Origin of the sequence: Psychrobacter sp. 4Bb, from assembly GCF_002836735.1 — a bacterium.
Classification (GTDB): Bacteria; Pseudomonadota; Gammaproteobacteria; order Pseudomonadales; family Moraxellaceae; genus Psychrobacter.
On the sequence record NZ_PJAS01000072.1, the window covers coordinates 95,255 to 115,426 of the forward strand.

Sequence of the window (20,172 nt, forward strand, 5' to 3'; positions counted from 1 at the left end):
CGATACCTTATTTATTCTTTTCGCGATAATCCCAAGGCTTTTCTAAGTCCATAGCCCAAACACCCATCTGATTGTCCTGAGCGTAATCATGAGCTTGGTTGTAGGTATCATTGTACTCGCCAACTATATCTTCTCCAGAGCCAGCGTAGAACCACGCCATACCTTTTTCTATTTGCTGTTGATTACAATCAATTTCTGCTGACTCAACTCTTGCTAGAGTTCTCCCATATTTATCTTTAGGAATATTCGTATCAATGAATAAAAGTCCTCTGTTCTCACCCCCAATACAATTACGTAATTCCTCGGCACTTTCTGTGCTCATTGGCTGACCAATTTCAGGCGCATCGATACCAATCATTCTTACTTTAACCTTCTTACCACTTTCATCTAACCCTTGAATAGTGTCGCCATCAATGACATTAATATCAGTAAGGAGTATTTCCATGACACCGCCATTACTAGATTTGGCAGTGCCATTTTCAGGGTCAACGCTACTTAAACTGTCTTCATTTTTATCTGATTTTTGACTGGGTTCACTAGCTTCCACACTAGAATCTGTTTCTTCTTCTAATACCTCTTTTTCAACTGGTACTACAACTTCAGCAGTGTTTTCATATTTTTCTTGCACACTCACTGGTTTTTCTTTACATCCAGTACCAAGCAAGCTAATAGAAATTAGAGAAGTTAATAAAGCTAGATGTCGTACATCGCTAAACGTGTTTTTAATATTGAATTTCATAACGTTAATCTCTTGATTATGATATCTAAACCATAATCTAATAGAGTTGTATTTTAGCCAGTAATTTAAAAAGCTATCCATTGTATATAGGACAGAATACTGGATCTTGAAAGAACTAGTTTGAAAGGTAGAGCTACTGCATCAGAGAAATATCAACTCTATTTTGAGCTACACTTCTAAAATAGAGCTAAATGAATATTCTTATTTACAGTAGTAAGTAAATAGACTACTAACAGCTTCTTTAGGGATATGGTCAGTCCATTGCTCATTCCAAGGTCCCATATTCTCTTTAAGACCAATAGCCATAGAATCTTTTAAAGAAATCTGCTCCCTGTCTCCTCGGTCTATATAAGAGTTTCTTGGATCACTGCAATTAACTAATACAAGATCTTCAAAAGGTTCATCGAAATTATAACCAGCACCTCTGACGTCAGCCAATACATATTTAACCTTGCCTTTATTTTTTACAATAGTATGGGGTTTTGTGTACCAGGAATTATTTCTGACCTCGGGTGAATCGCTATAAATCTCTTCCATTTCTTGGTCATAATCGAGAACATTACCGTAACCACACTACACATTACATTGGCAGGTGGTGACATGACATAAACCTATGAAAAATCTTATGTATAGAGAATAAAAAATGTCACCACTAAATCAAGTTAAGTGATGACATTTAATGCTTTATGTCATTAGCTAATTTAATATAAACTCCGTAGGAATTGGTTTGTATAAAGTATAGATTTAAGCCTAATCCATAGGTTTAACTTTAGTTTCAATGAAGTCTATTTCAGACTCACTCAGACTATATTTCTTATACAACTGTTGATCTATTTCAGGAATGGGTTTGGACCAATCAATATCAGAATTAGAGGTAAAGTCTTGCAATGGTACTTTAGCCCATTTAGGGGGAGGGTTATGTTGAGTAATTTTTAGGATACCTAACATAACTCGTACAAATTTAGATTTAATATATTTCAAAGTATTTTCTGCTTCGAATCTAGTATTAAACTTTCCAATAGACAAAAAGCTTTGTGTAAAGCCGACTGAAGGTTCACCGATAAGTGGTGAGCTAAATATTTCACCTAGTTTTCCAGAACCATTAGCACATGGTATGATAACCTTCCATTTATCTAGGTTAGGATGACTTTCTAAGTAATTGCGATTAATAAATTTATAAAACCTTTGGTTTGTAATCAGCCCTAAAATACTGACATCATCTTCTGATATCTTATCATCACTAAAAATATCTACTGTACTGAATATGGAAGTAGTGAGGCGCTTTTCTTTTCCTTTACTACCTATCTTAGCTTTAAGGTTGGCGTGGTCTCCATACAGAGATTCCAAATCAAATTTTTCTTGCAGGTAAATAGATGGAATAATGTTTTCAAAATCTTCTTTATTAACTACTTTCTGAACAATACTATTGAGTTGACTATATGAAGTGAACATCCCAATTGCACCAAAGTCTTTTTCTTCATTACGGTATAGAACTGCCACTCCTCCCTTAAATCCTGTGTGAGGAAAAACTTGACGGGCGTCTGGATTGTAATACACAACTTTTACATGCTTATCATTAAGCATGTGTTCGTTCCAGCTTTTATCCGTATTACCTGCATTAAATAAAAATCGAGCAGGTGAAATTAAACAGTATTTTGAGCCAACTTTTTCAGCTAAATTGTAAAAGTGATGATAAATCGCTCCATCACTGGTATCTTTTAAAGTCTCTTGATAAGGAGGGTTTCCTATAACAACATCAAATTTCATTATTTCTTATCTCCAAATAACTCATCACATTTAGCTTCAAAGTCGGCATCACCCTTGGCATAAGGGGTTGTGTCTAAACAAACGATATGCGAGCTATCAATCATCATTGCTTTGTTATCAAAACCAAAAATAAAGTTACGCGCGATGTTATAGATGATTTCGCTAGGGGCAAACCCATATATCTGATGCTCTAAGATGTGCTTTAGACGAGCATCGTCATCTGAAATTTTATCTTCTAATCCGATGTATAGGCGTTTGACTATTTCCGTCAAGTACAAGCCAGATTTAACATAAAGATCAGCGAAGGTTTTTTTTGGGTCTTTAAAAATATCTGGATTTTCTTCCTCTAACTTATCGATCATCATTTCTACGACTGATTTTGGAGTAAATATCTGATTGGTCTGCTGCAGTGGAATATAGTCAAAAATATCCTCATCTTGGCTGTTATCAAAATAGTTGGCAAGCTCATGGCGTTTTATCAAAAATTCTTGCACAGACTGATCAAACACTATTTCATCAAAGAAATTGTACTTATCACGTAGCGTTCTAAACTGCTCTAAAGTGATGCCTGTTACCTCTTTGAATACGCCGTTATTGATATGTGTATCAAAGTTTGTAAGTACGGTGTCAGATTCACCATAAGCCATTAAAAATGATGGAATAGTACAAGAAAACCCACGTAAGCGAGCACGTACATCGTCTTCAACATTATTTTTTTTCTTGTCTTCAGACTTTTCTAAGATGGCTTGAGTGGTTTCTTGCATCAACTCTTTAGTTTTAGTATCGACAGTAGCAGCAACTTGTTTTTTTAAGTCATCTGCAATTTCTTTTTGCTTGATTTCATAAGTAGCAGTCGCTTCAGCGATTTTACTATCATCAAAGTCTGGTTGAGTTATGATTTTATTATATTCAACTTCTGCTTTTCTTTGCGCAACGTCCGACTGCTTTTGTACCATATCGACAGCGCTTGCAATGGCTTTTGCTGATTGATCAACAGCTCTTTCAGCTTCTTTTGCTGTCAGGTTTTTTTCTTTAGCTAACTCCTTGAATGCTTGGGTGGTATTGTCTTTAAAGCTTTGCTCGATGTGTTTTGATAGCTTACTGTCATCTGCACTAGTGTCTTCAAGCGCTGACTGGATTTGACCGTAAACCTTTTCGCCAAAGCGGGCTTGAGTTTCTGAAATAGCGATTTCTGAATCAATCTGTACGTTACCTTCTTCATCAACTTCTACGTCTTGAGTGTCCACTGGATCATCCGTTTGACGAGGGCTGGTTTTACCTGTATCGACAGGGTTTAGATTGTCTAAAATATCTTGCACTTCAGTTGAAGCAAAAACACCTGAGATATTTTGAAAGAGTAGGTTTGACATAAAGCCACGCCGCACCACCTCTTGAGCCTTAATCGTTTTTGGAAAGGTTAAAACTTGATTAACATCAAGTTCAATCATCTCCCCCTCACTATCTTCTGCAATAACAGGGAAGAAGTTGAGCAGATGCTGGATGTTGTCTTTTCGGTTACTACTGGTGCCGTGCCCGTTAGATGTATTGCTAAATAGGTTATTAGCAAACTCATCGTAAATGGTTAAGGTACGTTCAGGCGCAAAATCAAAAACATAAGCATTTTGCTTTTGGTAGGCTTGTCCATCAACTGAGTACATCCAAGGGTTTTGTGCGCGAAAAGCAGCTTGCATGTACTGACTAGAGGACTTTAGGTTTGAGAGCATCAATACCGCTGTCCATTCAGGTATCGTCACGCCTGTAGTCAATTGTCCTACTGATAAGGTAATAGTTTTTTCATGCTTACTAATTGCCTTTTTGACCCTATCTAATGATTTCTCTGTCATGACAGGCTCATCTTCGTTACGACCATCACCTGCTGCCAATACAATATGATAATTCTCAAAGACAGGGTGGTTTTTTAGCAACTTTTGTAATGCTTTAGCACTAGCCACACGATCTAATAACCAGAAGGTATGTTTAAGCTCATCACGCAGTGCTTTAGTAGAAAATGGGTATTTGGTATTGCGTGTCAACGAATCTAACCATTTTTTAATATCTTTTTCGTGTTCAAAGCTACCGCTATCTTTAGTTTTGAAGAATTCGTTTAAGTCGAAAGCGTAGTCAATATTTTGTCCCTCAACTTGAACACCTTTATTGACATTATCAGTAACCATTTGGCTCATCTGATAAGAAAACATGGTCAATCGTGGTAACTTCTCATAAGGGTTTTGCAATTCTGGGTGATCCCAGGTTTCCTTGGCAAGTTGCTCATCGGCATAAGACCAATTGTATATTTCATTTTCACCAAATCTGCCTGAGCTTATGGCTTTAAAAGGCGTACCAGATAAGTGAAGTGTAAATTCTCGATCAATATAGTCAAAGGCAAAATCTGTTTTTAATGTATCAACACCTTCATGAGCCTCATCGATAACTAGCAAGTCCCATTGCATGTCTTCAACCCAGCTGAGTTTGTCGTAGTTCCCGCCAAAGCAGATCGCACCTTTTAAGTCTTGTAATGAAATAAAGGCAATCATACGATTTTTACCATCAGATGTCTGAGATAAAAAAGTCTCTCGTGTCATGACTGGACGCTCTTTTAGCGAATCACTAGTGGATACAAAAGCAAAGTCAGTTTGCCAAGCAATAAATTTTTCAAAATCATCAAACCAAGAGTTAGCAATGGCTGGGCGGTTAGTTACGATAAGAACTTTAGTTGCATCTAATTGTCGTACTAAATCATATGTTGTCAGCGTCTTACCAAATCGAGGTTTGGCGTTCCATAAAAACTCACCTTTATAATGAGTGCTTATATAATCAAGAGTCTTCTCGACAGCTGCCGCCTGTTCGTCTCGGAGTTGGTAGCTAGCATTGCCATTAACCTGATCATGGGGATTACCTAAAAAATCCTGATAGTCAGTAAGAGACTGTTCAGGATTGTTATCATAAAAAAACCACTCTAAACCTTTATCACGTTGAACCTTTTTGTTTTTTTCTAAATATTTATGAAATAACCTATCTGTAAAGTAGGTGTCTGTCTCAGGGAACTTCGCATCTTTGTCCCATAAAAGTTCATAGCTTATGCCCAAAATTCTAACTTGTTCATTAATGCGGTCATTAACATCTTGTCGTTCTGTATAGCCTATCTTTACCCAACCTTTTCTCTCTTGGGTCTTCGGCAGAATGTAAGCGTAAACTTGAGGGTAAACGCCTTTTGTGGTCTTGATTACTTTATTGTCGCTCATTACTTATCTAATCCTTTATCAAAAAATTCCATTTTTTGTGTCGCCCAGTTCATTATTTTTACACGTTTGCCTGCTTTTTTTGGCTCAGGCTTAATAATATCGTTGTTTTTAAAGAGTGTTAACTGTTTTTCAACGACTTTTTTCGGCTTATCTGATAAAGGGATAATATACTTTAAGCCATCCATTTGGAATAGGTTATAGCTGATAATATTGGCTATAGTGGCAAAGTGCTCATACGTTGGTTTATCTTGCCACTTAGCTACATGATAATCGTAGTAAGTATAGAGTAGGTTTTCTCGTGCTAGCAGCAGTGAATCACCGTTCCATTCAAAACCATAACTGGCTTTATAGGCTTTCTCTACCAACTGTTGCCATTCAGACTTTTCATCCACCTCAGCATTGATACGAGATAATTTACGGTCAACAAAGCCTACACGCTCTGATAGGGGCACTATATTGCCTGTCTCCATGTCATAGCGTGTTGCCATATATGGCGCTTCACCACAGGTAATCTCTAGCCATTTGCGGTTGATATAGGTTTGTAGACCATCCTCACAATAACTAGCATCAATCACATCATTTTGTTTCTTCACGACCCATGTAGGGGTGAACACCTCAGCCTTGGATTTGGTTCGCTCTTTTTGCACATATTGGGACTTTAAAGCACGAGGTATGATGATATGCCCCATGTGACCTGTTATCAATTTAGGTTTGATTTGATGCGAGACGGTATAGTATCTACCATATTGTATATAGTTCTCGTTTGCCCAGATGATATTCCTTGTCTTTTTTGGTGTTGATGTAGTGCGATCAATCAATAATGTATCAAGTATGGCTGGCATCTGTTCACGAATGTCATTTTCAGAGATGTCAGCAGAACTAAATCGTACTTTAGTTCCTTTATCCTGATATATATCTTTAGCTTTGAGACTGTAGAGGCTTTGACCAAAAAGACCAGCGCCTTCTAAATGTGTCATATGTCTTCTATACTCATTGTTAATACTTAGATTCATAATGTTTTGCTAATCCGTTTCACTATACTACTTTTGAGTGCAAAGTATCTTCACCAGCTATGGCATTTTTGTCGCTTCAATGGCTGGCAATCTTGACTTTAACCTTTGATTCTCTAGCGTCAGCTCTATTATCATTCTTTCAGCTTCCATTAATTTTGATAAGGCTATATCGTTTTGCATTTTTATGTCGTCAAGCTGTTGTTTTAAGCTTCTATTTTTTGCTGTTTTGGCAAGACTTTTTTGTCTAGTTGATTGTTGAGACGAATTATCCTTATTTTCATCAATCCAAGATTGAATCTTATCAACCAAATCAGGGTATCGAGATCGTCGGAGAGCAGAAGGATTGACTCCAGCCTCTTTAGCAACGTTATTTTGGGTCACAAGTGTGCCTTTAGGTAATAATTCAGCCTTACCTACCTTAAGACGCTCAAAGGCCTCTAAGAACCGAATTTCAGCTCTTCCTGGCTGTTTGTCCTTCTTATTAGATTTGGACTGTATGGATGACATTTATCGCCCTCTCTGCTGATTCTAGCTGTGCTTTTAATGACTGATATAACGGCGACCCATCATCCGTATTAATTAACTGTATTTGCAAGTTGTCTTTAAGCTGATTAATCATAGGTAGCTTATTCTTATCTACAATCACAGAATCACAAGGGGAGGTACTGTCAAAGCCCATACAAGAGCTAATATTGCTAATACCCCCATAGGGACACGGAGCACCTTGATTGGCACAACCTCCTAAAAAAGTTTCACGATAGCTTATTTTGCCCTTTTTAGCTGATTCAATAAGCTGCTTGTGATCCTTTTCAGTTATTTCAGATAGTATCTGTGCTTTTCTTTTATCGCCATGCGGAGAAATATGGTTATCAGACTGTAATTCTCCAAAATCTCTGGCAATGGATTCATACATTTCTCGTAGGTATAGATTACGAGCCTCACTATTTAGAGGAGCTTTGAGCTTATAATAATTTTGTCCATAGTACCTGCTCATAACAAGGCTAGCGTGTTTCAACTGATACTGTAAGGAAAACTCTGAAACTAGTCCACTAGCGAGCATATTAACTGCACTAGTACGCCTTAATTGATGCCATGCTATAGGCCAGATCTTACCTTCATCATATAGCTTTGGGTCTAAATTAGCAGTTAAACGATGCGCAATCTCAAGATCCTCTTTAGTAATCCTCATTGTATTTTTATCAAATAGTTTGGGGTGTGTTGTATATACTTCTCTGTATGTTCTGGGTGTTATATATTCAGTACTAATATCTAGATGCTTTATTCTCCATGGCTCGTAACAATGGCACTGTAGCGTAGGGTTTTTTAAAAACTCTTTTTTGAGTTTTAAATTTGAGCTATACTTTGCAGCAAGAAGTCTGAGTTCGCTGATATTATTCATTGCGTCAACGGCATTCTTGACTAACGAGGGGACAATCCATCTGGCTTGTTGATCCCTGATTGTTTTAGTAGTGACACCTTTAATAAGATGTATCTCACTACCTGTCTCATCTATTTCAACCTCTAAGCAGTCAGCTCTTAAACGGCTACATTCACTAATACGCATTAATGAGAAGTTGACTATGTATGCAGAACCACATAAATTTATAAGATTCATATAATTAGACAGTGTGTGTAAGTTGCATTTAGTAAACATCACCCATTTTTCTAAAACATGGTAAACCCCGAATTTTATCGCAATATCTTTAATGCCCCCAAGATTGAATTTGACGGGTTGTTTAAGTCTTTTAATAGAATCAAACTCCTCACCAAACTGCTGAAAGTCTTCTTGCTTTTTTGATGAACGGCTACATTCATATGCTAATAGACAGTACTTAAATAATTTTTCAAAACCTTTTGCATTCTTTAAGTAATCATTCAAACATTCTTTTAATCGAAGTAATTGATAGCTCCATATTCTGGCTGGTATGTAAGCGGTTTGAATCGACTCATTTAGTTTTAAGTGCTCAGCAAATGCCTTCATTCCATTTTCGTCAAGAATTTCAAAACCCAACTTATTCGAATTAAAACTTACATCGTTAAGGTATGTTAATACATGTGTACGACTAAATTTACCAGTTAAAGCTATTTCTTTAATGATTTTTGGGTGGTTTGATAGCTCTGAGACACATATGTTGTTTTTTGAGCAAATTACGAAAAATGGTTTAATAGTAGCGAATTTAGTTACTAGTGTTCTTGTAGTAAGAGAAATTCCTGGCCCCCATATCCACCAAGCTATAACCAGTCTTAATAAATCAGCATTTTCTTTACTTACTTTGTGCCCATTTCCTGGTCCATCCCCAAAATAGATTTTTAGCACGCTTCCATGCCATATTGAAAAGTCCCATCTAACATCGCTATATCTAGAAATAACTTTTCCTTCCGAGTCGATAACAACTTGAAAGTCATCTTTTGGAGGCCATGTATTAGGCCGAAAATTAAGCGCATCAGGGGTTGCTGAGCTATCTAAGATAGATAACCCTGGCAGGTTTGGCAAAGTCATTTCATCTCCTCAAGTAAGTTGATAAACCCACTCCACTGCGGATGATAGTTCCCAGCCCTGATAGAGTCACGAGCATCAATGACCCACTGATCCCTGATGCTACTGCTTTTAGCTATAGCTTCAAGCTTAAGATTAAGTCTATCAATAACTAAACAGGCTGGATGTGTATAGTGTTTATTGGAGGGTTTGTATTCTCCAAGCTCAATTTTCTTGATTTTCAGGTGCGATGCAAGCTTCCAACAATAATCATAGCTCATAATATCTTTGTGGTACGTGCAAAAAATACATCCTTCAGGACTGATGCAATCAGGAACAGGGGCATCTTTAGAGGCTTGAGAAATACTTTGAGGGCTTGATTTCCCTACGCAAACACCAGGTCCTGGAGCAGCTAAAGAAGGGTCATAATTATCGTGAAAACTTATTATTTCACTAGTCGCACGTTGGTGGTGGGGCCGTAGGTAATCACGTACTAAAACATCTGCTGTATGCCCCATCTGACTCGCAGTCAGCGAGATGTCATCTGTATGTCTTATTAACCAGTTAACTCGTGTGTTGCGCAACTCAGATGGGTTTATAAATATAAGCTCGTTTTTTTCGAACAGTTTTTTTACAGAGCTAAGTGTCGTTCGAGAAGCGGTGGATCGCACCATACCTCTACTTAGAAGTGGAAAAAGCCTGTCGTCAAGACTCTTGAATCCAGTATCATTAAGCCATTTAAGATAGTTTTGAAGATGCTCTCTGTATGTGTTGTAACAACTAAAGATTGACTCTCCTTGTCTACGTCCTTTGTATACCCGAAAAACATCATAATCTTCACCATTGGTTTGCCATCTGTAGTCCTCAGATTTAAGCAAAACTGCTTGGGCTAAATTCATGCCAGTTTGAGCTAGGAAAATAAGAAGCTCAGCTTCGATACGAAGGTTAAGAATATTAGATCTTTTATTAACCTCAAATAAGCTTACACCCTCTGGCAGTGCTTGTCTTTTAAGAATAGCTCTTCTTTTTACCGCAGGGTTTTCAACCGTAGACACATCTAAATCTGGATCCATTAAATTACCAGCAATTGTAATTACCTGCTCTTCGCTCATTTTGATTTTGATCGGGACAGGGCCACGTACAGTAGCTAGGTCAAGACTATGGCAAATTGTTGTCAAGATCCTGCCAAACTGGAAAGTGTCAGCTAAATTTTGTTTATCAGCTTGTGTGCCTAATACAGGTTTATTCTTATTAGGTCTAGATAATCTTGTATTAAGCATTAAACTATGACCAGGTTTAGAGCCTGGAAGACTTAGTGCTTTAGCAATAATATTTGCAATTATTGATGCTGTTTTATAAGCTGTGAAGTGGCTCAAGTCTTTTTTTTGATTTACTCTAGTGAGCAAATACTCTGTCCAGATATTAAAAGATGATACTATTTCTTCTTCCGTACAAGGTAGGTTGTTTTTATCAATCGCAGCAAAGAATTTCCAAACTTGCTCTAGATATGTCTTTATAGTTCTATGAGAGCTGCCTGATATTAAAAGACCCATTAGCATGTCATAAAGCTTCATAACGAGTGTAGCTCTTTCTGGTAGTATATTGCCAAAATCACCGTTATCTATGCGTTTCATAACCTTGTCTCGCCTGACAGACGTGGCATTTTTATACAAAAGAACTTTTAAATCCCATGCAGTTTCATGAGTACCCATCATTAAGCCTTTGATTGTCAGGTCTTTATTAATCATTGGTGATATTCCTACTTAACCCCATAAACGCCTCAGTGAAGGCGTCTGATGCCTCCTTCATTGTTTTACTTGTCTCGATAAACTTGACATATTTCATCGTGGTGCTCTCGTCCTTATGAAGACAAGATCCTTTTACGAACTCTATAGCATCACTAACAGACATGGCGTCTAATGCTACTCTCATAAGCTCTGTTGCATATGTGGCTCGCGTTCTATGAAAGTAAAAACCTCGAAAAGCTTTTACTCCAGACTTTAGCCCTAATTTTCTTAGGCGAGACATCTCAACATTAATAGCGCTGCTACTATCTCCTTTGTAATTATTGCCGAATCTAGTAAGAAATAATAGGTCTTGATCAGCTTCAGGCGACAGAGCTTGTCGCTTCAATCTTCTTATACTTGAGGCATAGTCTAACAATGCTTCGAGTAGCTCATTAGGGATTGGGACAGAACCGCTGGCATCAAACTTCGTCTCAACAGGAGGGCGTGCACTTGGGCCAACAGAAATCGTTTTAATTCCTATCTCTGGAACAGTGATGGCATTTTGAAGGGTTGAGACTTTTAGGTCTGTAATTGAGCCTATGCGTAGTCCTGTAAAAAAACCTATTCTCAGCATAAGGGCTAGTTCTGTGGATGCGTTTTCATCAGCAAAACTAAGGATATCTCTCATGGCTTTTACTGCCACGGGTAGCAAGCCGTCTTCTAGTTGAATAGGTCCAGCTACAGTTCGATTTGGGATAGCAAGATTAGTACTTGCTACTTTGAGCGTATGTTCAAGTCCAAACTGATTAGTGAGTTTGATCCCAACAAGCTTATCTTTCCACATCGGCCACTCAGTTGAAATCAATCCTGTGTTTTTAGCCCATTTGTAGAACCTGATTACAGCTGCCATTCTTTGTGATGTCGTACTAGGGGCTAACTCACCTGAGTTCCTAGCTTGTATCAAAGCACCTCTAAATCGATTTAGACACCTTTCACTTTCACGGTCAGGGAAGTGCCACCAATCCATAGATTCAGACTCTAGCCACTTTGCATATGCTAGTAGGTGAGACATATTTGATCGAACTGTTTTGATGCTACTTCTGAAGGAGATAGCTTGTTCTAAAGCCCATAGATTAGCTTCTGACCAAGTGGTGTTGTCTTGCCAGATAATTTGAGGTAAGCCTTTAATGATTTGATGATTTGATTTAGCCCAATGAACCTTATTGCTTTGAATGTTAACTCGGAAGGGATGGTAGTTAATTAGTTGAAGCGTAGCCACATTAGTTCCTTAGTTAATCAAAGCCTATATTTGATTGATGACTTTCTTAAGGACTATTATAAATGTTAACTGAGATTATGTCACTAGATTATTATGTAATATGTGTATTAAAAAGAGAGTATGTAAGGTGTACTAGAGCCTAAATCGATAAATGGAACTTCATCTGAATATTTATTTTCATATTCAATCATGTCGGCGTTAGCAACGCTAAACAAACCTAAGCATAGTGTGGTTATAACTAAAGATAGAACTCGCATCTTGTATCCTTTTTTATTTGGAATATCATTACTAGCGCTTATTAAGCCTCTAGAAGTGAAGGTAGACTAAATACAATGGAAGTAAATATTCAAGATATTTAGAATGTTGATCCGTAAGCATTCTAAATTCCATTTAATAGCAATTTTTTATTTCTTTCTATAAGTAACTAAAATCATCACTTACAAGCGGCATTAACTGTGTGTTCTATAATACTGCCCGCTTGAGCAGTTTTCATTTTAACTGCTGATACATCTTCCCATGGGCAGTTCATTAATTTTCTATCATTGTGATCATAGAAAACACTATTGCGCGATCCATAAGTTTTTGTAGCACAATTTACAATTATCTCACTCGCTATGTAATCTCCAGGAGTAAAAGTATAGTCTGTATTACGCAATGCTGAAAAAACAGCTTGACCTAGGCGTTCTGGTTTTAAGTAAACAACTCTACTGTTATATCTTACGATACTGCCTGATTTTTTTATTGATGGTTTATTAATATCAACATGATACTCAGGTGCGTTCTTTGGAACTTCATATGCAGTAACCCATCCTTGTGAATCCATTTGATGCTTGACTGGTGTAGACAATAAACTCTTGCCTATATCTTGCATAGATGAAGAGATGAATTGCCCCATACTTGCTGTAGGGTTTGTACTAGTTGCAGAGCAACCTGTTAAAAGTATAGCTAAAGTACAAAAAACTCCTAACTCTTTCATAAAGATATCTCTAACGTTGTATTAATGTTAGTGAGTATTATAGTGAACTTATGTGCATTTTAATATTCTTTTTATAATTAAATGATATGTCACAGTCTTCTTGAGCTAACTGTACTTTTTCAATAAACGCTTATATAGTTAGATTAATATAAGAAAGATATAGTCTGCCTAATATAAAATTTTTGTAGCCATGTCTGAGTAAGCAAAATAAGCAAGAAAGAAGTTTACCAGTCACGCATCATGATGATGCGTATTCATTTTATTGAATTAAGGGTAGTTATGAGTTATGTATGTTCAAGCTGTATTAACATAGAGTCTATAAGAAAAGAAGATGTTTATTCTTTAGAAAAAAAGTTATGTTCTTATTGTAATAAAAATAAAATAGAAGTAATCGATAAGGATATTGTAATCACATTATTGAAATCGAGATTTGTAGAAGCTGTTGTTCCATTTTCTGAATGCAGTGAACATGAACAAGGAATGTATTTTTTTGCTCATGATGACAAGTTAAGTCCGTCAGAAATTTTTAATATGATGGATTGGTTAGAGCTTGGTTCAGAAGACTTCAAAAATGATTTGTGCTGCGAGATTGAAAAAATCTTAGGTAGTGAGGATGATCTATTTGTTTACAATGACGGCACATTAGATGAAGGGAATGAATATGAGGCTAAATGGGATGCTTTTATCAGATCAATACATCATAAGCATAGGTTCTTTAATAATAATGCAAAAACCTTCTTAGACTCATTGTTTTCATTAATACATGAGAATGGAAAAATTATTGATACTATGGTTTTTGAATTAAATCCAAATATCTCTATATTTAGGGCAAGGATTGCAAATACAGTAAAAGAAAGAACCGAAATTTATAGTAATCCTGCTAGTCAACTTGGTGCAGCTCCAGCTAGTTTGGCTGGCGAGCAGCGCATGACACCTACAGGGATTTCGGCATTTTATGCTTCAGACAGTCGAGAAACCTGCTTTAGTGAAGTACGTGCCACTACAGGAGATATAGTCATGTCTGCTGAATTTAGAGCTACCAACACTCTAAGACTTTTAGATCTAAGTAAGTTAAAAAAAGTAAGTCAGATGAGTGTTTGTCCTTTCGATAAGGATTTTTTAGACAAATCTCATAAGTCTTACTTCATTCAAAGATTGGTATTTTTACTTTCCAAACCTGCATCTCAAAGGAAAAACTCTATCTATCTTGAAACTCAAGTAATATTTGAATATTTTCGTACATACTTTAGTGAAAACATACATGGAATTGCATTTAATTCAGTGCAGAACGGTATGGAAGGTATGAATGTTGCTTTGTTCCCAGAGTATTCCAAGGTAAGTTTATTTTCATATAGTAATAAAGAGATTGTTAGTTGTGAAGAACATGTAAATGGAGAGTTTGACTCTTATTTGTATGAGATAAAAACAGGAATTGAAAATAATTTTTCAATAAAAAAAGATGAGTGCCTAAGATTTATTGATGGATCTGTATTATTGCATCATGTTATCGCAGTAAAAACCCTAACTAGAAAGTTTGAAGTAGATGGATATGTAGAATAGTAAATTATCTTATTCAGATAAATGTAATGTATATTGAGCCCATCCCAGATTCTGTGTAACTGCCATTTAGATTAAATGCTTACTGATACGGTCATCAAACATAATCATAAAACGATTCAGAGCAGACGTCCAGTTACGGATTGGCATCGACCACTTTTTGGATGCCTGCTGGGTTGCTAAGTACACCACTTTGAATGCTGCCTGATCAGATGGGAACACCTTACGCTTATTCACCGCTGTCCGAATCACGCTGTTTAAAGACTCAATAGCATTGGTGGTATAAATCACTTTTCTGATGTCTTTAGGATACTCGAAGAACACCGTTAAGCCCTCCCAGTTATTACGCCAAGACTTGATGACATGCGGATACTCTTTGCCCCATACCTCATTAAAATGCTCAAGGTTGGCCTCTGCTATCTCAAGCGTATCAGCGCCGTAGATGGCCTTTAAATCAGCCGCTATGGCCTTCTTATCTGTCCAAGGTACAAACTTCATTGAATAGCGCACCATGTGTACGATACACAGCTGAACCTTGGCTTTGGGATAAACCGTATTGATGGCATCAGGGAAGCCCTTTAAGCCGTCGACACAGGCAATGAGGATATCTTGTACCCCGCGGTTTTGTAGTTCAGTGAGAACACCCAGCCAGAACTTAGCGCCTTCATTCTCTGATAACCACATACCAAGCAGCTCTTTTTTACCGTCAAGCCCCACGCCTAGCGCCAGATAGATAGCCTTGTTGATGATCTGCTTGTCTTGACGTACTTTGACGACGATGCAGTCCAAATAGACGATAGGATAAACACTGCTCAGTGGCCGGTTCTGCCAAGCGGTGATGTCGTCTAAGATATTATCGGTGACTCTTGAAACCAAGCTGCTTGAGATGTCGACATCGTAGAGCTCTTTAATGCTCTCTACGATCTCAGTGGTGGTTTGACCCTTGGCGTAAAGGAATATGATTTTATCATCAAGACCTGAGATACGGGTTTGATGCTTACTAACGAGTACAGGCTCAAAGTCACCATGACGGTCTCTTGGGGTGGATATCTCAAGCTCGCCTGTGTCACTTCGGACGGTCTTTTTAGTGTGCCCGTTGCGCTTGTTAGGCTTATCCGCCTTTTGATGCTTGGGATAGCCGAGATGGTCTTCCATCTCGGCTTCAAGTGCGGTGTCGATAAAGGATTGCATGAGCTGCTTTTGGAAGTCTTTGATGTTATCAAAGCTTTTCATGCTACCAGCCATTTGCTCGGCCAGTTTTTTAATGTCAGATTGAGTAGTCATTGCTTATTCTCCTGTTATTGGATTATAAGCAGTTACACAGTTTTTAGGAAACTCCCTGTATATTATGTAATCCATGTAATTTTTCAAATTGCTAGTCTACAACTCTTTAAACATAAGAGACTTCAGATTACTTTTTATAAGTAATCTGAAGTAATAATTCTTATGGTATATACATAAACATCTGATTCTATTAGCAATATCTCTTATATAAATATTACATACTATACATGTATTCAATTACTTCAAACTTACTTAGAAATTACAAAATACTTTCTTTAAAATCAATAACCTTACATCTATTACATGATTCTTATATTACCCCTAAAATTATAAAAACCTTCAAAACCATGCCTTATCTACTAACAAATTTTTATATATGAAATATTATCATGGGCTATTCATGGGCTACAACTTCCCTACGAATAAAACATTAAGTAATTGATATATATAAATTATTTAAAAAAATAAAATTAATATAGGTTGAGTAGTGAATTCGAGTCTCTCCAGCCCCACCATTTTCGGATAGTACATCTTAGACCAAATATCAAAACCTGCTTTTAGCAGGTTTTTTTGTGTCTGAAATTTGGTATTAGAACTATAAAACATCTTATTAAAAGTATTAATCTACTTTTCTAACCTTTATAAATCCTTTAACACTTCATCCATACGCTAATAGCGACACTCTACCCTCTGAATCAATGCTTTCATGCACCTACCATAGACAGAACTAATTAATAGAAAGGTTTTCCTCACTATCATTGAATAATGCACTACGTTGATTTTTACGAAGAGCTTCACGTTGAATGATATTTTTCGCATCGACTTTTTCTAAAGGCAATCTTGTTTCGCGAGAAAGATCGCCATCTGCTATTAAGGATAAATAACGAGAACAACAAACTCTTAAAAAAGAAGTAAAATTGCCAATATCATGATCAGCATCGAGAGATTCAAGGTATAGCTTAGTGATCAGTTGATTAACCGTCATTTGATCACGGAATGACAACTCTTCTAATATATCCCAAAAAAATACTTCTAAACGAATTGAAGTGACAACGCCCTGAATTCGAAGTGATTTGGTTTTAGAGCTCCACAAGCTGTCATCAGCACTAATAAAAAGTTGGCACATATATATCCTCTCTCGATACTAGAGTCTATTGAATATTCAACAGCCCCGAATTCAAGCTTATAGCAAGGCAACAAACTGCTTTAGCATCGCTGGGTGGGCAGGCCATGCAGGTGCCGTTACCAGTTGGCCGTCTGTAATAGCGCCATCCATAGGTAACGTGACATACTCAGCGCCAGCCATTTCTATTTCTGGCTGACACGCAGGATAAGCAGATACTTTTTTACCCTTCAATACGCCAGCAGCCGTCAGCATTTGTGGCCCATGACAAACCGATGCAATTGGTTTATCAGTATTTGCGAAATGCTGAATCATTGCAATGACCTTAGCATTCAAGCGCAAGTATTCTGGCGCACGTCCACCTGGTAAATACAAAGCATCGTAATCTTCTACATTGATATCAGCAAAAGACGCATTAAGAACAAAGTTATGACCGCGTTTTTCGGTATAAGTTTGATCACCTTCAAAATCGTGTATTGAGGTAGCAATGCTATCACCTGCAACCTTATCTGGGCAGACCGCATCAACCTCATGTCCTATCGCTAGTAGCGCTTGGAACGGAACCATGTTTTCATAGTCTTCAACAAAATCACCGGTAATGATAAGTACTTTAGCCATGATATTCTCACTGTATTGTAATAAAACACTGTAATGAAATACGGGAACCCAAATTAGTTTATAGCGACTTCGCTTAAAATGAGCCTGAATATCCATTCAAACATAAAAAACAACGACTAGGTAATATGTGAATACTACAAACAATCACTTTTTAAAATAAAATAATAAATTCAGCTATTTTCTAATAACTTTAAATCTATCAATATCTTATCCATCTTCTGATACCGCTTCTCTACACGCTTCGCCAATGCTTTTTCGACCATATATTGATAGTGACTGTATTCTGCTGACAACGTTGGAATGGGTTGTTGGCAATGCTGAATCGCCCACGCTTTCGATTTCTCATTGCTATTGGCGCTTACTTTAAACGGGCGTTTTCCTGTTAGTATCTCAACCATCATTACGCCAAACGCGTAGATATCACTCTGTATAGTTGCACTCTGTCCTTGCCAGCGCTCAGGTGCGAGATACGCTGGTGTGCCAGCAGGATTTGGTTGGCTATTATCCACCATCATACGTTGTGATAAAGCAAAATCAGTGAGTAACAATCTAGGAGTCAGACTATTACTCATAGTATCTACTGGCCAATTATCGTCAGAACCTTCAAGCAAAATATTGCTAGGTTTAATATCATTATGTAGCCAGCCAGCCTGATGCAAATTGGCTATCAAGTGTGCAGACTTCATGATGAAATGATGCTTTTGTGACGCTATTAGTGACAGGTGTTTTGAAGCGGTCAGCTGACTCGCCAAGCTACCATTAGAGTAATAAGGCATAACAACAATTATTAGCTTTTGAGGCTGCTCTAGTATTTGAACGTTTACACAATGATGAGCCAATAGTGGCGGTGCAATAGCATTATCTTTGATTTTCGATGAAGCATTTACAGCAGCTAAAATATCCGCTTCATGAGTTAAATCAGAAGCGATAGGATAAGCGCCATCACTCAACTGCCATTTAATCATCACGCTACCAAATTGTGGATGCTGGGCGCGCGTTAGACCTTGGAAGTAAGTATTGTCGATATGTTGCGTTTTGGCATCTTGCGTTTGTTCTGTGCTTTGCTGAGCAATACGTTGATGCACTATCTCCCTAAAATCTTGTGCGTCCAGTTCTTGGTTAATAATAGGCAATAGCTGCATCGCCTGCGCTTGCAAGGCTTGCGTAATAGGCGGATTACTGGCACTATTTTCCATGGTATTGTTTCTCATAATATAGTGAGATTATTGCCTTCCCATTCGTATCATTTCCAAAGATAATAATAGCGCGAATAATGATTACAAGTACTACGATTACTAGGTACTAAGATTGTAGGCACTGAAATTTCAGCAGCGTTAATTGTATTTTTGGGTATGGTATTAAAGACAACCTTAATTGCTAGAGCCACTATGTCCCAACCAAATATCCCAACCATGCCATCTGACCAACCTACTTATGCCCTACCTGCACCGTTGTTAGACTTACTCAGTCAATACTTACAAGAGCGAGTCACACCAACTATTGAAATCGATCCAAGCCAGCTTGCTTATCGCTGGGTCGGTGGACGCACTGGTCACCTGCAACCTTTGTCGGTCAACCTGTTTTTGAGCTTAGATGACTTGCATGGTATCGATACACAAAAGTCGAAACTGGTACAAAACACCCGTCAGTTTATTAAAGGTTACCCTGCCAACCATGTATTGATGTCAGGTACACGTGGTGCCGGTAAATCATCATTGATTCGCGCTTTGCTACAAGCCCATCATAGTGAAGGCTTGCGTATTATTGAGGTTGCCCGCGATGATCTGCAAGTATTGGATAAGATTCGTGCTGCTATTAATGCCCTACCAGCAGATTGTCATTGCCGCTATATCGTATACTGTGATGACCTCGCTTTTAATGGTCAAGACGAAAGCTATCGTGCGCTAAAGAGCGTGCTCGATGGCTCGCTAGACTCTGAGCAAGACAAACTACTGGTCTACGCCACCAGTAATCGCCGTCGCTTGCTACCGCAGATGATGAAAGACAATGTCGATATCTATAATGGGCAGACGGATGAAGTCAATCCCTATGAGGCCATTGATGAAACCGTGTCATTATCAGATCGATTCGGTTTGTCCCTCACCTTCCATCCTATGGATCAGCAGACTTATCTGCATATCGTTCAGCATTATCTGAATTTAGAGCAGCAAAAAATCTCAGCTGATATGGATAATGATGCTAAGGACATTTTAGCAAGTCAGTCTATGCCTGATAAGATCAGAAAAGATGCGCTACGTTGGGCCTCTGAACGTGGTGGTCGCTCAGGACGAGTTGCTTACCAGTTCAGCCGCTTTTGGAGTGGTGAAACACAATTGGCTATCGAAGACAGTAAGCGCTAGGTCATATTTAA

16 protein-coding genes are annotated in these 20,172 nt (G+C 37.8%); 2 read left to right on the forward strand and 14 right to left on the reverse strand.

Annotated features, from left to right (window positions below; genetic code table 11):
- Positions 1–7 precede the first annotated feature (7 nt).
- The 10 genes from CXF60_RS11105 to CXF60_RS11145 all read right to left on the reverse strand — a co-directional run bounded on the left by CXF60_RS11105 (position 8) and on the right by CXF60_RS11145 (position 13,219).
- Entirely contained in the window at positions 8–739 is a 732-nt protein-coding gene (locus CXF60_RS11105) for a thermonuclease family protein (RefSeq protein ID WP_180958142.1), read from the reverse strand.
- 201 nt (positions 740–940) lie between these two features.
- Positions 941–1,276, reverse strand: coding sequence for a hypothetical protein (locus CXF60_RS11110; RefSeq protein WP_102091989.1), 336 nt, complete (start codon positions 1,274–1,276; stop codon positions 941–943).
- A gap of 213 nt (positions 1,277–1,489) precedes the next feature.
- Positions 1,490–2,506, reverse strand: coding sequence for an Eco57I restriction-modification methylase domain-containing protein (locus CXF60_RS14565; RefSeq protein ID WP_219621837.1), 1,017 nt, complete (start codon positions 2,504–2,506; stop codon positions 1,490–1,492).
- Positions 2,506–5,748, reverse strand: coding sequence for a DEAD/DEAH box helicase family protein (locus CXF60_RS11115; protein ID WP_219621838.1), 3,243 nt, complete (start codon positions 5,746–5,748; stop codon positions 2,506–2,508). Before CXF60_RS11115 ends, CXF60_RS14565 begins: the two co-directional genes overlap by 1 nt.
- Positions 5,748–6,725 carry a restriction endonuclease gene (locus CXF60_RS11120; protein ID WP_219621839.1) on the reverse strand — a complete coding sequence of 326 codons (978 nt, stop codon included), beginning with the start codon at positions 6,723–6,725 and terminating at the stop codon, positions 5,748–5,750. Before CXF60_RS11120 ends, CXF60_RS11115 begins: the two co-directional genes overlap by 1 nt.
- Before the next feature lie 93 nt (positions 6,726–6,818).
- Positions 6,819–7,268: a hypothetical protein gene (locus tag CXF60_RS11125; protein WP_102091990.1), complete on the reverse strand. Its 450-nt coding sequence runs from the start codon at positions 7,266–7,268 to the stop codon at positions 6,819–6,821.
- Entirely contained in the window at positions 7,243–9,261 is a 2,019-nt protein-coding gene (locus CXF60_RS11130; RefSeq protein ID WP_102091991.1) for a hypothetical protein, read from the reverse strand. The genes CXF60_RS11125 and CXF60_RS11130 overlap by 26 nt, the downstream gene beginning before the upstream one ends.
- Complete coding sequence (locus CXF60_RS11135; protein WP_102091992.1) at positions 9,258–10,985, reverse strand: site-specific integrase; 1,728 nt, start codon at positions 10,983–10,985, stop codon at positions 9,258–9,260. Before CXF60_RS11135 ends, CXF60_RS11130 begins: the two co-directional genes overlap by 4 nt.
- Positions 10,978–12,243 carry a tyrosine-type recombinase/integrase gene (locus tag CXF60_RS11140; RefSeq protein WP_102091993.1) on the reverse strand — a complete coding sequence of 422 codons (1,266 nt, stop codon included), beginning with the start codon at positions 12,241–12,243 and terminating at the stop codon, positions 10,978–10,980. Before CXF60_RS11140 ends, CXF60_RS11135 begins: the two co-directional genes overlap by 8 nt.
- A 433-nt stretch (positions 12,244–12,676) precedes the next feature.
- The gene (locus tag CXF60_RS11145; protein WP_102091994.1) at positions 12,677–13,219 is read right to left on the reverse strand and encodes a hypothetical protein; all 543 of its coding nucleotides are present in this window, start codon (positions 13,217–13,219) and stop codon (positions 12,677–12,679) included.
- 240 nt (positions 13,220–13,459) lie between these two features.
- On the opposite strand from CXF60_RS11145, the gene CXF60_RS11150 reads away from it, so the two are divergent.
- Positions 13,460–14,779, forward strand: coding sequence for an RES family NAD+ phosphorylase (locus CXF60_RS11150; protein ID WP_228707115.1), 1,320 nt, complete (start codon positions 13,460–13,462; stop codon positions 14,777–14,779).
- A 66-nt stretch (positions 14,780–14,845) separates the two neighbouring features.
- Here CXF60_RS11150 and CXF60_RS11155 read toward each other — a convergent pair whose 3' ends face one another.
- The 4 genes from CXF60_RS11155 to CXF60_RS11170 all read right to left on the reverse strand — a co-directional run bounded on the left by CXF60_RS11155 (position 14,846) and on the right by CXF60_RS11170 (position 18,997).
- A complete protein-coding gene (locus CXF60_RS11155) occupies positions 14,846–16,060 on the reverse strand; it encodes an IS256 family transposase (RefSeq protein ID WP_102091995.1) in 1,215 nt (404 codons plus the stop codon).
- A 727-nt stretch (positions 16,061–16,787) separates the two neighbouring features.
- Positions 16,788–17,186 carry a ribbon-helix-helix domain-containing protein gene (locus CXF60_RS11160; RefSeq protein ID WP_102091996.1) on the reverse strand — a complete coding sequence of 133 codons (399 nt, stop codon included), beginning with the start codon at positions 17,184–17,186 and terminating at the stop codon, positions 16,788–16,790.
- Between the two features lie 57 nt (positions 17,187–17,243).
- On the reverse strand, positions 17,244–17,804 hold the full coding sequence (locus CXF60_RS11165) for a DJ-1/PfpI family protein (RefSeq protein WP_323807178.1): 561 nt from the start codon (positions 17,802–17,804) through the stop codon (positions 17,244–17,246).
- Between the two features lie 167 nt (positions 17,805–17,971).
- Complete coding sequence (locus CXF60_RS11170; protein WP_102091998.1) at positions 17,972–18,997, reverse strand: serine/threonine protein kinase; 1,026 nt, start codon at positions 18,995–18,997, stop codon at positions 17,972–17,974.
- 192 nt (positions 18,998–19,189) lie between these two features.
- Here CXF60_RS11170 and CXF60_RS11175 point away from each other — a divergent pair, with 192 nt between their 5' ends.
- Entirely contained in the window at positions 19,190–20,161 is a 972-nt protein-coding gene (locus CXF60_RS11175; RefSeq protein WP_416376880.1) for an ATP-binding protein, read from the forward strand.
- Positions 20,162–20,172: the final 11 nt, after the last annotated feature.

What these genes read in the sequence shown, in the direction of transcription:
- CXF60_RS11175 (WP_416376880.1), top strand. Translation starts at nt 19,190, where the DNA reads ATGTCCCAACCAAATATCCCAACCATGCCATCTGACCAACCTACTTAT.
- CXF60_RS11120 (WP_219621839.1), bottom strand. Translation starts at nt 6,725, where the DNA reads ATGACACATTTAGAAGGCGCTGGTCTTTTTGGTCAAAGCCTCTACAGT.
- CXF60_RS11115 (WP_219621838.1), bottom strand. Translation starts at nt 5,748, where the DNA reads ATGAGCGACAATAAAGTAATCAAGACCACAAAAGGCGTTTACCCTCAA.
- CXF60_RS11130 (WP_102091991.1), bottom strand. Translation starts at nt 9,261, where the DNA reads ATGACTTTGCCAAACCTGCCAGGGTTATCTATCTTAGATAGCTCAGCA.
- CXF60_RS11105 (WP_180958142.1), bottom strand. Translation starts at nt 739, where the DNA reads ATGAAATTCAATATTAAAAACACGTTTAGCGATGTACGACATCTAGCT.
- CXF60_RS11125 (WP_102091990.1), bottom strand. Translation starts at nt 7,268, where the DNA reads ATGTCATCCATACAGTCCAAATCTAATAAGAAGGACAAACAGCCAGGA.
- CXF60_RS11170 (WP_102091998.1), bottom strand. Translation starts at nt 18,997, where the DNA reads ATGGAAAATAGTGCCAGTAATCCGCCTATTACGCAAGCCTTGCAAGCG.
- CXF60_RS11135 (WP_102091992.1), bottom strand. Translation starts at nt 10,985, where the DNA reads ATGATTAATAAAGACCTGACAATCAAAGGCTTAATGATGGGTACTCAT.
- CXF60_RS11160 (WP_102091996.1), bottom strand. Translation starts at nt 17,186, where the DNA reads ATGTGCCAACTTTTTATTAGTGCTGATGACAGCTTGTGGAGCTCTAAA.
- CXF60_RS11110 (WP_102091989.1), bottom strand. Translation starts at nt 1,276, where the DNA reads ATGGAAGAGATTTATAGCGATTCACCCGAGGTCAGAAATAATTCCTGG.
- CXF60_RS11150 (WP_228707115.1), top strand. Translation starts at nt 13,460, where the DNA reads ATGATGATGCGTATTCATTTTATTGAATTAAGGGTAGTTATGAGTTAT.
- CXF60_RS11145 (WP_102091994.1), bottom strand. Translation starts at nt 13,219, where the DNA reads ATGAAAGAGTTAGGAGTTTTTTGTACTTTAGCTATACTTTTAACAGGT.
- CXF60_RS14565 (WP_219621837.1), bottom strand. Translation starts at nt 2,506, where the DNA reads ATGAAATTTGATGTTGTTATAGGAAACCCTCCTTATCAAGAGACTTTA.
- CXF60_RS11155 (WP_102091995.1), bottom strand. Translation starts at nt 16,060, where the DNA reads ATGACTACTCAATCTGACATTAAAAAACTGGCCGAGCAAATGGCTGGT.